The sequence below is a fragment of the Azospirillum brasilense genome, from assembly GCF_007827815.1.
Lineage (GTDB): Bacteria > Pseudomonadota > Alphaproteobacteria > Azospirillales > Azospirillaceae > Azospirillum > Azospirillum brasilense_C.
This window is the reverse complement of sequence record NZ_VITH01000005.1, coordinates 103420-118317: the sequence shown is the minus strand read 5'-3', so window position 1 is coordinate 118317 and position 14898 is coordinate 103420. Positions and strand designations below refer to the sequence as shown.

Below are 14898 nucleotides of genomic sequence, written 5' to 3'. Positions count from 1 at the left end.
GGCAGTGCGACGATGGATCGCTTTTCCGCGGGGGATGGATGCCCGTCTCGTTCTTCCCGCCGTTGCCGTCGCCGTCGCCATCGCGGCGCTTTGGTGGACGCTGCTGACCCGCATCGACCGCGAGGAACGCTTCCTCGACCAGACCACCCGCCAGCACACGGCGGCGATGGCGCAGCTGGTCGAGGAACAGGCCATCGCCACCTTCCGCCGGCTGGACGATCTGCTGATCGACGTGGCCTCCCATGTCGAGAAGGACATTCCGCTCCTGATTCCCACCCGGCGGTCGTTCGAGGAAGGGCTGGCCGCCTCCATCCGGATTTACGACGCGAACAGCTGGCTGTCCATGGGCTTGGGGCGGACCACCACCCGCAACCCGGTGCTGGAGTGGGAGGAGTTCGCCCGGCACAAGTCCGGCGCCCACCGGAAGGGGAACCAGAAGGGGTTCGTCATCGGCCTGCCCTTCGTCAGCCCAGGCACGATGGACGTCTTCATCCCGGTGTCGCGCCGGCTGGAGGGGACGGACGGGACGTTCCGCGGCGTCGCCGTGATCGACGTCCCGGCGGAAATCTTTTCCCGCTTCTATGGCCGGTTGGACCTGCCGCGCGACAGCTCGGTCGCCATCGCCCGAGCCGACGGTCCGCTGCTGGCCCGCCAAGCCCTTCAGGACCAAGTGTTCGGACGCAGCTTCCGCGGCTCCGGCCTGTGGCCGGAGGCCGGCAGCGGAACCGTCCGTCACCACCGCGTCGTCAGCCCGGTCGACGGGGTCGAGCGCATCTACGCCTTCCGCGCCTCCGCCGACTACCCGCTGGTGACGGTGGTCGGCGAGTCGGTGGAGACGGTGTTCGGCGCGTGGCGGCAGAACCGCTTCGTCTCGATCGTCTGGGCCGCCGCCACCACCGCGGTGATCCTGCTGTTCACCACCGCCTTCCTGGTCGAGTTTCAGCGGCGCCGCCATGGCGACCGGGCGCTGCGCATCCGCAACCGGGCCATGGAGTGGAGCGGCGACGGCATCCTGATCGCCGACGCCACCCGGCCCGGCGTGCCGGTGGTCTACACCAACCCTGCCTTCTCGCGGCTGATGGGGATCGCTCCCGGCGCCGCCGACGGGCGCGCCACGCGGGACGTGCTGGGCAGCCTGATGGAGGACGAGGAGGGCCTGTGCCCGCTGTGCGACGGCGCCGAGGACGCCGGGGACACGCGCGCGGAGTTCGTCCGTCCGGGCGCCGCGGGACGCGGCGCGGCGGAGGTCTGGCTGGAGCTGCGCGCCTCGCCGGTGCGCGGTCCCGGCGGGAGGCTGGTCAGCGTGATCGCCACCGTCCGCGACATCACCGAGCACAAGACCGCCCAGGCCGCGCTGGCCGAGGCGCGGCGGGAGGCCGACCGCGCCAACATCGGCAAGTCGAAGTTTCTGGCGGCGGCCAGCCACGACCTGCGCCAGCCCGTGCAGTCGCTGATGCTGCTGATGGAGGCGCTGTCCACACGCGCCACCGACCCCGCCATGCGCAAGATCCTCACCACCATGGACCGCGCGCTGGGCGCGTTGAAGATGCTGCTCGACGGGCTGCTGGACGTGTCGCGGCTGGAGGCCGGGGCGGTCGAGCCGAAGCGCACGGTCTTCCCGGTGACCGAGCTGCTGGATCGTGTGGCCGCCAACAGCCGCTCGGTGGCGGTGCGCAAGGGGCTTCTGCTGCACATCATGCCCTGCGGCGCCCATGTGGAGAGCGACCCGATGCTGCTCGGCCGCATCCTGCAGAACTTCGTGGAGAACGCCCTGCGCTACACCAACCGCGGGCGCATCCTGGTCGGCTGCCGGCGGCGCGGCGCGCTGCTGCGGATCGAGGTGTGGGACACCGGCATCGGCATCCCCACCGACCGGCAGGAGGACATCTTCCACGAGTTCGTCCAGGTCGGGAACGCCAGCCGCGACCGCGACCAGGGGCTTGGCCTCGGGCTCGCCGTGGTGCGCCGGCTGGCCGGCATGCTGGAGCATCCGGTCAGCCTGCGCTCCGAACCGGGGCGCGGCTCGGTCTTCCGGGTGGAGGTGCCGCTCGCCGAACCGCCCGATCCCGCCGAGACGCTGCCGGAGGACTTTCCCGTGACCGCCCGCATGCGGGCCGGCGCCCGCGTGCTGGTGGTCGAGGACGATCCCATCGTCCGCGAGGGGCTGTGCGCGATGATCCGGCAATGGGGCCACGAGGTGTTTCCCGCCGCCAGCTTCGGCGAGGCGGTGGAGGCGCTGCGCCGCCACCCCGATCCCGACGTGATCGTCGCCGATTACCGTCTGGGCGAAGGGCACACCGGCACCGAGGCCATCCGCGAGGTGCGGCGGCGGTCGAAGCGCCCGATCCCCGGTATCCTGGTGACCGGCGACACCGCTCCGGAGCGTCTGGCCGAGGCCGAGGCCGGCAAGTTCAGCATCCTGCACAAGCCCGTCCTGGCCGACGACCTGCGCCGGGCCATCGCCCTGGCCCTGGCCCCGGCCGCGCTGGGCCCACCGGTGCCGTCCGGCGCGGCGCCGCGCGAATTGGTTGACTGAACCGGCCTTTCGCCATCCTAAAACCGTGTCATGCGCCGGGCGTGCGGCAGCCCGTGCCTGTTTGCCCATTGCGCCGGACCCGCCGCTTTGCTTGTCTGCCCGTTTCGGAGGCAGCGTCCGCCGTCTCCGACCCGAAAGCGTTCGATAAAAAGAACCTGTTCCCGGAGAGAGGAATCCACCCATGATCCGTGCGAAGCTGGCTGTGACCGCCGCCGCCGCCCTGGGGGTCGGCCTGTGGGCCGGGGCCGCCCAGGCCGACATCACCATCGCGCTGGCCGGTCCGATGACCGGCGCCGCCGCCGCCTACGGCGAGCAGACCCGCGCCGGGGTCGAGGCCGCCGTGGCCGACATCAACGCCAAGGGCGGGCTGCTCGGCCAGAAGCTGGTCCTGACCATCGCCGACGACGCCTGCGACGCCAAGCAGGCGGTGGCCGCCGCCAACAAGCTGGTGAGCCAGAACGTCGCCGCGGTGATCGGCCATGTCTGCTCCGGCGCTTCGATCGCCGCCTCCAACGTCTATGGCGAGGAGGGGATCGTGATGATCTCCCCCACCGCGACCAGCCCGCAGCTCACCGACCGCGGTCTGAAGAACGTCTTCCGCGTCTGCGGCCGCGACGACCAGCAGGGCGAGGTGGCGGCCAAGCTGATCGCCGACCGCTACAAGGGCAAGAAGGTCGCCATCGTCCACGACAAGCAGGCCTACGGCCAGGGCCTCGCCGACGACGTGAAGCGCCGCCTGAACGCCGCCGGCATCACCGAGGCCGCCTTCACCAGCATCACCGCCGGCGAGAAGGACTATTCCGCGCTGATCACCCGCCTGAAGTCGGACGGCGTGGACGTGCTCTATTACGGCGGTTACGACCAGGAGCTGGGCCTGATCGCCCGTCAGGCCGCCGACCAGCAGTTCCGCCCGCAGATCATCGGCGCCGACGGCATCCAGCCGCAGTCCTACTGGAACATCGCCGGCGACACGGCGGAAGGCACGCTGTTCACCTTCTCGCCCGACCCGCAGCGCAACCCCGCCGCCAAGCCGGTGGTGGAGGCCCTGCAGGCCAAGAACATCCGCACCGACGGCTTCACGCTGTTCGCCTACGCCGCGGTGCAGACCTATGCGGAGGCCGTGCAGAAGGCCAACAGCGCCAAGCCCGACGCCGTGGCGAAGGCCCTGCGCGCCGGCCCGTCCTTCGACACGGTGGTCGGGTCGCTGTCCTTCGATGACAAGGGCGACCTGAAGCAGCCGGGCTACGTGTTCTGGGCCTGGAAGAACGGCGAGAAGGTGCAGGTGGACTGAGTCCGCTTGGCTGATTCGTCGGCAAGGAAGGCGGGGCCTCGGTGCCCCGCCTTTTTTCTGTCCGCCTGATCCCCGGCGCGCCCGATTCTTCGGAAGGTCGGCGATTGCCAAAGGTCGGCATGAACCTTTTTCACCGCCGCCGTGTTTGCGCAGAGGTAACCGCACACCGTCACCACACACCGCCAACAACTCCGCCATTGGGCAGGGAGGCCGCGATGCATCGCCACGCCGGACGCCTTTCGCGCACTCGCAGCACCACCGGGATCATCCTGTGCGCCGGCCTTCTCGGGCTCGGCGCCTGCGCCTCGCTGGGGCCGCCGCGCACCGCGGAGCCGGCACCCGGAGCGGTGGAGGCGCTGAACGCCATGGTGACGGGGCCGTGCAACCGCCCCGCCGCGTCGGTCCTCGCCGGGGAGGGCATTCCGGTCGGGCAGTTCCGGACCGCGATCTACAGCGAGGCGCGCACCGGGCCGAGCGCGCGGGTGTCGCAGTACGAGATGTGGCTCTATCCGCGCGACAAGGCCGGCGTCCTCATCGTCAAGATGGACGAGAGCTGCCGGCCGATGCAGGTCTACACGCGGGAAGGCGGCAACGTGCAAGCCTTCAAGGCGGGGTAGGCGTCGCCTCGGCCGCCGGGACTCTGGCAATCGCCGACTCCGATTCCGGAGCCGGTTGGGTTGGCAATCGCCGACTGACCCGCCGCCGATTGCCCCGCCGCCGACTCACCCGCGCGCGGCGGGGAGGATCTTGCGCTCCGGAATCGGCGGAGGCGACGGGTAGAGGAGGACGCCGGTGTCGGAGAACTCCACCCGCGCCGCCTCGTAGACGGCCAGCGCGAGGTCCAGCGCCACGCGGAACTCCGGCTTGAAGTGCTTCAGCTCCTTGTAGCCGCCGCCGAACTGGGTGAAGAGCGCCTTCCAGGTCACCGGAATCGGGTCGCGCAGCACGTGCAGCCGGTAGGCCAGCCAGACATAGACGTCGATCGCCATGGAACAGCCGCCGATGTGGCGGATCGCCGGCTCCCAGATCGGGACGGGGGAGCGCTTCAGCGCGGCGAAGAAGGTTTCCGACAGTTGCACCGTCTCGCGCCACAGCGTGCCCTGGCCGTCGTCGTCGCGCAGGCGGATGCCGCCGTTGACGATGTTCTCCTTGGCAAAGCCCTCGGCCCCGTCCTTGTCCCAGAAGAAGGTCAGGCGGCACAGGTTGATGCGGGTCGCCTGCTCCTGCACCGCCTTGTAGGTGGAGCCGCCGGCCGACACGCCCATGCGGTCGAGCCAGTCGTTCATCGAGCGGCCAAGCTCGATCTCGCGGCTGTTGTCCTGGATGGCGCGGGTCTGGAGATAAAGCAGGATCAGCCGCGCCTTGGCGCCGTAGGGGACACCGACCGGCATCAGGCTGCCGTCGCGCTTGCGTTCCTTGCCCGGCTCGACCAGCAGGGTGACGCGGCCCTGGTCGCGGCGCCATTCGGCGTCCGGCGCCAGCTTCCGGTGGGGCAGGCTGGTCAGGCAAAAGCCGGAGTAGGTGATGCCCAGCGCGTTGGACTCGTCCTCCAGCACCGCCGCCGCGACATCGACGACGCTGGCCCGCTTCGGGTCCACGAGGTTCCGCGCCTCGCGCCGGCCATGCGTCATGATGAGTTGGTGCACGTCGCCCATAGGTCCCCCCGTCCATTCTGCCTGCAGTCGAACATGCACCGCCGGGAGAGTCCATTTGGCGATCGCCGACGAGGCTAATTGAGACCTAATTGCTGGAGTCTATTTGCTAGGTCGGCGATTGCCTGGGGACGACTCGGGGGTGCGTCGGCGATTGCCAGAAGACTCGTCGGCGTTCGCCAAGGGACCATGTGGGAATCATCGATGACTCGGCCCAGACTTAAGGCGACTCGGGCATTGGTCGGCGATTGCCAAGGCGGGGCGGGACGGGCGAGTCGCGACTCGGGAATTCATGGAGTGGTCTTGGCGATGTCTGGCCGGGACCGCTGGATGGTCGGCGATTGCCAAGGCGCCACGGCGGGCCGGTTTGGCAATCGCCGACTCCTCCCTCTCCCGACCCGGGAGAGGGAAGGGGCCCACGCGCAGCGTGGGAAGGGTGAGGGTGCGGGCAAGGATCGGCTCGTTGATCCTCGAACGACCCTCACCCGGCGCCTTCAGCGCCACCCTCTCCCGGGGCGGGAGAGGGATTGTGTGGCCGATGTTGGAACGGTCGGCGATTGCCAAGACGGCCCCCAGGCCGGGCACCCCTGCCTTGCGGGACCATGCGGGCACGAAACGCCAGCGCGGCTGTTTACGCTTGGCCTCCGCGGTGATGGAGGCGTGCTTTGGGAGATCCGCGAGATGAGCGACGAGGGTTTCACGGACCGCGTTCTGGACGGCGTGAACGGGCTGGACGGAACCGCCCGCCGCAAGGCCGTCGCCCTGGGCGCGGAGGTGCCGGCCCTGCGCGACGGGCTTCAGGTGCCCAGCTCCCGCATGGTGCTGATGCCGGCGCTGGGGGCGCTGTGGGCCGCCGGGCTGGGCATGGAGAAGCCGGGCTGGTCACGCCTCGCCCGGCAAGGGCTGCTCGCCATCGCGCTGGGGACGGTGGCCGGCAAGGGAATCAAGCGCGTCGTCTGCCGCGCCCGCCCGAACGAGGGCCGCGACCCCAGCCGCTGGGGCAAGGCGGACGGCAAGCACGCCTCCTTCCCCTCCGGCCACGCCATCAACGTGTCGGCGCTGACCACGGCGGTCGGGCTGAACCGCGGGCTCTCCCCGGAAACCATGGTCACCCTGGGCTTCGCCGCGGCGGTGGGCTGGTCGAGCCTCGCCACCGAACGGCACTGGGCGTCCGACTACGCCGCCGGCATGGCGACCGGCGTGCTGGCCGGCCTGGCCGCCAAGGCGCTCGACGGCTGGGCGGAGGACACGCTGTCCTGAGGCCCGGCTTTTATGCGGACGGATCGGCGAGCGCGTGCAGCAGCCGCTCGCGGATCTGGGCCAGCTTGCTCTCGTGGGTGACCTTCAGGCCGAAGACGTCCTTCACATAGAAGACGTCGATGGCCTTCTCGCCATAGGTCGAGATCTTCGCCGAGGAGATCTGCAGCGTCAGGTTGGTCAGCGCGCGGGTCAGGTCGTAGAGCAGGCCGGGGCGGTCGCGCCCGTTGACCTCGATCACCGTGTGGGTGGTCGAAGCGTTGTTGTCGATCAGCACGCGCGGCGGCACGTGGAAGACGCGGGTGCGGCTGGCGTGCGGGGCCTTGCGCTTGGTCAGGTCGTGCAGTGGCTTCAACTGGCCGGACAGCACCTTCTCGATCATCACCGACAGCTTGGCGAGCTTGTCGCCGCTCTCGAAGGCGCCGCCGCCCGCCGCGTCCTGCACGGTGAAGACATCCAGCGCCATGCCGTTGGTCATGGTGAAGATGCGGGCGTCGACGATGTCCGCCCCCGCCGCCGCCAGCGCTCCGGCGAGGCGGGAGAACAGGCCGTGGTGGTCGGTGGCGAAGATCGTCACCTCGGTGATCGCCCGGCCGCGGTCGATGCGCGTGTTGACGGTCAGCGGCCGCTCGTCGCGCAGCGCCTCGCGGACCAGCCGCGCCTGCCGGCCCAGCGTCTCCGCGTCGAAGGCCAGCCAGTAGGCGGGGTAGCCGAGCGCGAGGTGCTGCTCGAAATCGGCGTCGTCGAAGTCGGACAGCTCGGCGCGCAGCGCCGCCTGGGCGGCCTGGATGCGGCGCCCGCGCCCTTCGACCGACAGGCCGCCGGACATCACCTCCTCCGAGCGGTTGTACAGCTCGCGCAGCAGCGTGGCCTTCCAGTTGTTCCAGCGCTGCGGCCCGACCGCCCGGATGTCCGCCACCGTCAGCACCAGCAGCAGGCGCAGCCGCTCCGGCGACTGGACGAGCGAGACGAAGTCGCGCACCGTCTTGTCGTCCTCCAGGTCGCGCTTGAAGGCGGTGTAGGACATGGCGAGGTGCCAGCGCACCAGCCAGGCCACCGTCTCCGTCTCCTCCGCCGTCAGGCCGAGGCGCGGGCACAGCTTCTCCGCCACCCGCGCGCCGAGGATGGAATGGTCGCCGCCGCGGCCCTTGGCGATGTCGTGCAGCAGCACGGCGACGTAGAGCGCGCGCCGCGACACCACCTTGTGGATCACCTCCGACGACAGCGGCAGCTCGTCGGTCAGCTCGCCCATCTCGATCTTGTGCAGGATGCCGAGAGCGAACAGCGTGTGCTCGTCCACCGTGTAGACATGGTACATGTCGTACTGCATCTGCGCGACCACCCGGCCGAAGTCGGGGATGAAGCGGGCCAGCACCCCGGCCTCGTTCATGCGGCGCAGCGTGATCTCCGGGTCCTTGCGGCCGGTCAGGATCTCCAGGAACAGCCGGTTGGCCTCCAGGTCGGCGCGCAGCTTCGGCCCCACCACCGACAGCGAGCGCGTGATGGCGCGCAGCGCGTTGGGGTGGATGTCGATGTCGTTCTGCTGGGCGGTGTGGAACAGCCGGATCATGTCCAGCGGCTCGTCCTTGAACTGGCGGTCGCTGCGCACGTTCAGACGCTCGCCGTCCACCACGAAGCCGTCCACGTCCTTGCGGCGGGCCAGCGCCGCCAGCCGCAGGATGTTGAACTTGGGCGGGCGCTTCGATTCCGCCTCCAGCGCTGCGCAGAAGATGCGGGTCAGGTCGCCGACGTCCTTGGCGACCAGGAAGTAATGCTTCATGAAGCGCTCCACGCCCTTGGTCCCGGCGTGGTCGGTGTAGCCCATGCGGTTGCCGATCGACGTCTGCACGTCGAAGGTCAGCCGGTCCTCCATGCGCCCGGTCAGGTAGTGCAGGTGGCAGCGCGCGGTCCACAGGAAGTTCTGCGCCTTGGCGAAGCGCTGCGCCTCCTCCGGCAGCAGCACCTTCTTGCCGACCAGATCATCCACATCCTCGACCCGGTACAGGTATTTGGCGATCCAGAACAGGGTCTGCAGGTCGCGCAGGCCGCCCTTGCCGTCCTTCAGGTTGGGTTCCAGCACGTAGCGGCTGTCGCCCAGCTTCAGGTGGCGGTTGTCGCGCTCGGCCAGCTTGGCCTCGACGAACTCCGGCCCGGTGCCGGCCACCACCTCGCGGTCGAAGCGGCGGCGCAACTCGGTGAACAGCTTGCGCGGACCCCAGAGGTAGCGGGACTCCAGGATGGCGGTGCGGATGGTCACGTCGGCCTTGGACTGGCGGATGCAGTCGTCGACGCTGCGCACCGCGTGGCCGACCTTCAGCCCGAGGTCCCACAGGATGTAGAGCATGTACTCGACCACCTGCTCCACCCGCGGGGTGCGCTTGTAGGGCAGCAGGAACAGCAGGTCGATGTCGGAGAAGGGCGCCAGCTCGCCCCGGCCGTAGCCGCCGGTAGCGACGATGTCGAACACCTCGCCGGAGGTCGGGTTGGGCGAGGGGAAGATGTGGGTGACCGTGAGGTCGGCCAGCGAACGCACCACCCCGTCGGCGAGGTAGCAGTTCTGCCGCACGCAGTCCTCGCCCGATCCCTTGGCCTCGAAGCGGGCGCGCACCTCGGCCCGCCCGTCGTTCAGCGCGGCGCGCAGCCGGGCGATCAGGGCGGGGCGCAGCTTGTCGCCGGTCCCATGCTCCGCCACCAGCGTCTCCAGGTCCTCCGCCAGCTTGCGCCGGGACAGGATCGCGCGCTTGTTGGGGATGTTGGCGGTGCCGGCGTCCTTGGCGTCGGACGCGTCGGCGGAGGCGGCGCGGGTGGAGAGCATCGGCAAAACGTGAGCCTTCCCAGGACTGCGAGGGGTGCGACGAACCGTGCGGCGTCCCGACTATAACGGGAAAGAGGATAATTCGCACGCGGCACACCAAAAGAGGCTGCCGTCTGTTTCCTGCATGATCCCATTCGGAGCGCCGCGGTGACGGCCGTGCTGTGATGGCCGTCACTGACGTGCTCCATCCCAACGAGATAAGGAGTCCCCGGTGAGACACGCGCGAGGGAGGCCATTGATGATCCCGAACCCCGGAACGGCTCGGCGGGAGCTGGCGAACCTCGGGAATGCCCTGACCCTGGCGGAGCGCGGCCTGCCGCGCCACACCCCGGCCGAGCTGATGGCCTGGCTGGTGCACGCCCTGGCGCTGTGCCCCGGCTCCATCGGCGACGCGCTCCTGTTCGAGATCTGCGGCACCGCCACCGACGCCAAGGCCTCCGACGCCGTCAAGATCGCCCAGATCCGCAAGGGCTGGGCCGCGGTGGTGCGGGCGCAGTTCCGCCTGCGCGGGCTGACCGTGGTCGGCGGCGGAGGCGACTGGCGCGCCTGCGCCGCCTGACGGCCGGTCTCTCTCCGCCTACTCCTCGCGCACCGACAGGTGGATGTTGCCGCCGCCGTTGCCTTCGAGAATCTCGGCGGCCTCCACCTCGTCCTCCACCTCGGCGGTGCGCACCCACAGGATGACCCCGCCGGCCTCCAGCGCGCGGCTGAACTCGTCGGTGTCGGGGTGGCTGGTCAGCTCGTCCAGGTAATCCTTGATGGCGACGCCGCCCAAGCCGGCGGCGACGATGGCGGCCAGCGGCGCGGCGATCGGGCCGCCGACGATGGCGAGAAGCCCGGCGGTGGTCAGCGGGAAGGCGTATTTCAGCTCGCCCACCAGACCGGTCAGGGCTTCGTCCGTCGGGGCCTGCGGGCGCTGGTCGGCGGCCTCCAGCGAGGTGTGGCTGGCCAGGACCGACAGGTCGTCGCGGTCGAAGCCGGCGTCCAGCAGGGCGGCCACGGCCTTGTCGAAGGCCTCGCGGGTCTTGAACAGGGCGACGACCTCGCGCACCTCCCGGACGCCGTCCTGGCCGTCGGTGATCGGGCCATCAGTGTTGTCGGGCGCTTGCGTCACGGCGGTCTCCTTCAGCTTCGGCTGCTCGTTCTACGGGCATCGAACAGTCTAACGAAGCGGTCATCGCGGCACCAGCGCGGGCGTGCTAGGGTGCCGGCCCGACCTCGCCCGTCACAACGCAACCGGTTGAAGACCCGTGTCCGACGCGCCCGCCGCCATGCCGCCCGCCGCCATTCCCCCCGACGCCACTCCGATGATGGCGCAGTATCTGGAGATCAAGCAGGCCCATCCCGACTGCCTGCTGTTCTACCGGATGGGCGATTTCTACGAGATGTTCTTCGAAGACGCGGTGAACGCCGCCCGGACGCTGGACATCGCGCTGACCAAGCGCGGCCAGCATCTGGGCGAGGACATCCCGATGTGCGGCGTCCCGGTCCACAGCCATGAATCCTACCTGCAGCGCCTGATCCGCCAGGGCTTCCGCGTCGCCATCTGCGAGCAGATGGAGGACCCGGCGGAGGCCAAGAAGCGCGGTTCCAAGTCGGTGGTGAAGCGCGGCGTCATCCGCATCGTCACCCCCGGCACGCTGACCGAGGACAGCCTGCTCGACTCCCGCTCCTCCAACTGGCTGGCCGCGGTGGCGGAAGCGGCGGGCGGCCTCGGGCTGGCCTGGCTGGAGCTGTCCACCGGCGAGCTGGTCGTGCAGCCGGTGGAGCGCGCCGGGCTGGGCGCCGCCCTCGGCCGCCTCGACCCGCAGGAGGTTCTGGTCTCCGAGAAGCTGTGCCAGAGCCCCGACCTCTACGAGCTGTGGGGCGAGTGGAAGTCGCGCCTGACCGTGCAGCCGACCCCGCGCTTCGACAGCGAGAACGGGCGGCAGCGGCTGCTCACCCTCTACGGCGTCGGCACGCTGGACGCCTACGGCCAGTTCTCGCGCGCAGAGGTGGCGGCGGCCGGCGCCCTGGTCGCCTATGTGGAGCTGACGCAGAAGGGCCGCGTGCCGCGCCTGTCGCCGCCGCGCCGGCTCGGCCCCGGCGCCGTCATGGAGATCGACGCGGCGACCCGCCGCAACCTGGAGCTGACCCGCACCCTGACCGGCGACCGGCGCGGCAGCCTGCTCGCCACCATCGACCGCACGGTGACCGGGGCGGGGGCGCGTCTGCTCGCCGCCCAGCTCTCGGCCCCGCTGACCAACCCCGCGGCCATCGCCAAGCGGCTGGACATGGTCGAGTTCGCGCTGAACGAGGAGCGGCTGCGCGGCGACCTGCGCGAGGCGCTGCGCCGCTGCCCGGACCTGGAACGCGCCCTGTCCCGCCTGACGCTGGGGCGCGGCGGCCCGCGCGACCTCGCGGCCGTGCGCGACGGTCTGGTCCAGGCCTCGGCCATCCGCCTGCTGCTCAACGGCCACCCCGGCGGCCCGCTGCCCGACGGGTTGGGCGCCGTGGCCAAGGGGCTGGGCGAGCACAGCGAGCTGGTCCAGCAATTGACCCAGGCGCTGGCGCCGGAACTGCCGCTGCTCGCCCGCGACGGCGGCTTCATCGCGCGCGACTATTCCTACGCGCTCGACGAGCTGGTGACTCTGCGCGACGAGAGCCGGCGGCTGATCGCCGGGCTTCAGGTCAAATACGCCGGCATCGCCGGGGTGCCGGCGCTGAAGATCAAGCACAACAACGTGCTCGGCTACCACATCGAGGTGACGGCGACCCACGCGGACAAGCTGATGTCCGAGACGGGGCGCGAGGTCTTCATGCACCGCCAGACCATGGCGAACGCCGTGCGCTTCGGCACGGTGGAGCTGTCGGACCTGGAGCGCCGCATCTCCGAGGCGGCCGACAAGGCCCTGGCCGTGGAGCTGGAGCTGTTCAACGACCTTGTGGAGGAGGTGACCAGCCGCGCCGAGGCCATCGCCCAGGCGGCCCATGCGCTGGCCGCGCTCGACGTCGCCGCCTCGCTGGCCGAATTGGCGGCGGAGCGGCGCTACCGCCGGCCGGTGGTGGACGGCAGCCTCGCCTTCTCGATCAAGGGCGGGCGGCACCCGGTGGTGGAGGCCGTGCTCGACGCCGGCAACGCCGGGCCGTTCGTCGCCAACGACTGCGACCTCGCCCCGGACAACCGGCTGTGGCTGCTGACCGGCCCGAACATGGCCGGCAAGTCAACCTTCCTGCGCCAGAACGCGCTGATCGCTATTCTGGCCCAGATGGGCGGCTTCGTGCCGGCGGAGAGCGCGCACATCGGGGTGGTGGACCGGCTCTACAGCCGCGTCGGTGCCGCCGACGATCTGGCGCGCGGCCGCTCCACCTTCATGGTGGAGATGGTGGAGACCGCGGCCATCCTGAACCAGTCCGGCGACCGCGCGCTGGTCATCCTGGACGAGATCGGGCGCGGCACCGCGACCTTCGACGGCCTGTCGATCGCTTGGGCCTGCGTGGAGCATCTGCACGACGTCAACCGCTGCCGCGCGCTGTTCGCCACCCACTACCACGAGCTGACCATGCTGGCCGGCAAGCTGCCGGGCCTGTCCTGCCACACCATGCGCATCAAGGAATGGCAGGGCGACGTGGTCTTCCTGCACGAGGTGACGGCGGGAGCGGCGGACCGCAGCTACGGCATCCATGTGGCGAAGCTGGCCGGCCTGCCCGGCGCCGTGGTGGGCCGTGCCGAGGAGGTGCTGACCATCCTGGAATCGGGCGACCAGAACGCCGCCATCCACCGTCTGGCCGAGGATCTGCCGCTGTTCAGCGCCGCCCTGAAGCGCCCGCCGCCGGCCCCCGCGGTGTCGGCGCCCGCCGCCCCGCCGGAACCGTCGCGGGTGGAGGAGGCGCTGAAATCCATCGACCCAGACAGCCTGACGCCGCGTCAGGCGCTCGACGAGTTGTACCGACTGAGGGGATTGCTCTCCTAAGAGGGAGGGTTTGCGAAGAAGTACACTCCATAGTATGAAAATCCGCCGCCGCAGCGTCCCGAGCCATGTGCAAGGGGCGTTGTTATCCAAGCGGCGGGAAGGGGGTGTGTTTATTGACCCCTGGTAAGGTGCTGGTGATCTGCACGGTCATTCAGACGGTCGTCGCGATCCTCGCGCTGCTCGTCGCCGTGCTGTAACTCAGACGACGGAGGGGCGGCGTAGCAGCGCCGCCCCTCTTTTCGTGTACACGCCCGTCCGGCCATCCAAACCGTCCGAAGCGCGCGGTACCGGAGGTGTCGTCTATTGACCACTGGTACGGGAAATATAGCGCTGAACCACAGCCGCCGCAATCCCATCCGGTGGCGGCTTTACGCCCGTTCCACCGCGTCCTCGTCAAGCGGGGCGCCGCGGTCGCGGATGGGGGTGACGTGACGTTGGGCAGCAGAACGTTGCGCGTGGCGCAGCTTCTCCTCCACCGCCTCGGTCACGAACTGGTCGAGCGAGCGGCCCTCCCGCTCGGCGGCCTTCGACGCTTCGGATTCCAGCGACTTGTGCAGATGAACCATTCGGTGCCTCCCCCAACGCGGAACGGGATCTGTCCAGTGCTTCACATGGGAAGCCCGCGCCAGCCCTGCGAGCGGCCTATCCGGAAGCGCCGTCCCGATCGGAAGCGTCCGGCGGCACGACCGCGGACGGCAGGAGCGGCTTTGCGTGCAGCGCGCGGGCGGCGACGGCCATCGGGTCCTCGCCCGGTGCGCAGGGATGGGTGGCGGCCAGCAGTGCCTCGGGCACGCTGGCGGCGATGTAATCGGCCACCGTTTCGTGCACCGGGACGATCATGGCGATGCGGGTCAGGTCCACCACCTTGCGCACCTGCCCGGAGGCGCAGAGCAGGGACAGCGCCTTGCCCGCCGACAGGGCCTCGCCGTTCATCACCAGCAGCAGGCCGATGCCGGCGCTATCGATGAACTCCAGCCCGGTCAGGTCGAGAAGGTGGCGGCGCTCCGGCCCGCCCGTCACGTCGGCGATGGCCTGCCGCACCGGAGCGGCGTCCTGGCTGGTGAAGCGCCCGGTGAACACCAGACGGGCGAAGTGCCGCTCCTGCTCCTTGCGATACTGCACGGCCCGCACCCCTTTCCGACGTCCGGCGGCCATGATCCGGTCCGGGCCTTCGCCGGGCAAGCGGACGGCGGCCTCGGGTCCTGCGCGATGTTGACGCAGGGCGGCCCCTATTTGTCACGGGCTCCTTGTCCCTTGACGGCGCGCCGCGGCGGTCCTACAAGCGGGGGTACGTGGTGATTTGGTCGACCGGCTTGCGGGCCACGTAAAACAACCCGCTAAAAAGGTCCGAGCCGCGTCCGCGCCTCGACCCGATCGGTCGGGGCGTTTTTTGT

General features: G+C 70.1%; 11 protein-coding genes and 1 riboswitch. Of the genes, 6 read left to right on the top strand and 5 right to left on the bottom strand.

Annotated features, from left to right (window positions below):
- Positions 1–34: 34 nt before the first annotated feature.
- The 3 genes from FBZ83_RS11730 to FBZ83_RS11720 all read left to right on the top strand — a co-directional run bounded on the left by FBZ83_RS11730 (position 35) and on the right by FBZ83_RS11720 (position 4444).
- Positions 35–2536 carry an ATP-binding protein gene (locus tag FBZ83_RS11730; protein WP_145682722.1) on the top strand — a complete coding sequence of 834 codons (2502 nt, stop codon included), beginning with the start codon at positions 35–37 and terminating at the stop codon, positions 2534–2536.
- Between the two features lie 181 nt (positions 2537–2717).
- Positions 2718–3827 carry an ABC transporter substrate-binding protein gene (locus FBZ83_RS11725; protein ID WP_145682720.1) on the top strand — a complete coding sequence of 370 codons (1110 nt, stop codon included), beginning with the start codon at positions 2718–2720 and terminating at the stop codon, positions 3825–3827.
- Positions 3828–4042: 215 nt separating this feature from the next.
- Positions 4043–4444: a hypothetical protein gene (locus FBZ83_RS11720; protein ID WP_145682718.1), complete on the top strand. Its 402-nt coding sequence runs from the start codon at positions 4043–4045 to the stop codon at positions 4442–4444.
- Positions 4445–4549: 105 nt separating this feature from the next.
- On the opposite strand, the gene FBZ83_RS11715 is transcribed toward FBZ83_RS11720, so the two are convergent.
- Positions 4550–5482 (bottom strand): replication protein RepA, encoded by a 933-nt coding sequence (locus tag FBZ83_RS11715; protein ID WP_014238998.1) that lies wholly within the window; start codon positions 5480–5482, stop codon positions 4550–4552.
- Positions 5483–6160: 678 nt separating this feature from the next.
- On the opposite strand from FBZ83_RS11715, the gene FBZ83_RS31415 reads away from it, so the two are divergent.
- Positions 6161–6739 carry a phosphatase PAP2 family protein gene (locus tag FBZ83_RS31415; protein WP_186466047.1) on the top strand — a complete coding sequence of 193 codons (579 nt, stop codon included), beginning with the start codon at positions 6161–6163 and terminating at the stop codon, positions 6737–6739.
- Positions 6740–6749: 10 nt separating this feature from the next.
- On the opposite strand, the gene FBZ83_RS11705 is transcribed toward FBZ83_RS31415, so the two are convergent.
- Positions 6750–9551 (bottom strand): [protein-PII] uridylyltransferase, encoded by a 2802-nt coding sequence (locus tag FBZ83_RS11705; protein ID WP_247888284.1) that lies wholly within the window; start codon positions 9549–9551, stop codon positions 6750–6752.
- Between the two features lie 238 nt (positions 9552–9789).
- Between FBZ83_RS11705 and FBZ83_RS11700 the strand changes: the two genes are divergently transcribed.
- The gene (locus tag FBZ83_RS11700) at positions 9790–10110 is read left to right on the top strand and encodes a hypothetical protein (protein WP_109069893.1); all 321 of its coding nucleotides are present in this window, start codon (positions 9790–9792) and stop codon (positions 10108–10110) included.
- 18 nt (positions 10111–10128) lie between these two features.
- Here FBZ83_RS11700 and FBZ83_RS11695 read toward each other — a convergent pair whose 3' ends face one another.
- On the bottom strand, positions 10129–10665 hold the full coding sequence (locus tag FBZ83_RS11695; protein ID WP_186466046.1) for a hypothetical protein: 537 nt from the start codon (positions 10663–10665) through the stop codon (positions 10129–10131).
- Positions 10666–10822: 157 nt separating this feature from the next.
- On the opposite strand from FBZ83_RS11695, the gene mutS reads away from it, so the two are divergent.
- Positions 10823–13504, top strand: a complete 2682-nt coding sequence (mutS, locus tag FBZ83_RS11690) for a DNA mismatch repair protein MutS (protein WP_145683511.1) — start codon at positions 10823–10825, stop codon at positions 13502–13504.
- Positions 13505–13872: 368 nt separating this feature from the next.
- Here the strand turns inward: mutS and FBZ83_RS11685 are convergent, their stop codons facing one another.
- Together FBZ83_RS11685 and FBZ83_RS11680 are read right to left on the bottom strand one after the other, a co-directional pair.
- Positions 13873–14070 carry a hypothetical protein gene (locus tag FBZ83_RS11685; RefSeq protein WP_145682711.1) on the bottom strand — a complete coding sequence of 66 codons (198 nt, stop codon included), beginning with the start codon at positions 14068–14070 and terminating at the stop codon, positions 13873–13875.
- A 76-nt stretch (positions 14071–14146) separates the two neighbouring features.
- Positions 14147–14659 (bottom strand): STAS domain-containing protein, encoded by a 513-nt coding sequence (locus FBZ83_RS11680; protein ID WP_145682709.1) that lies wholly within the window; start codon positions 14657–14659, stop codon positions 14147–14149.
- A gap of 127 nt (positions 14660–14786) precedes the next feature.
- Positions 14787–14866, top strand: a riboswitch (SAM riboswitch).
- Positions 14867–14898: the final 32 nt, after the last annotated feature.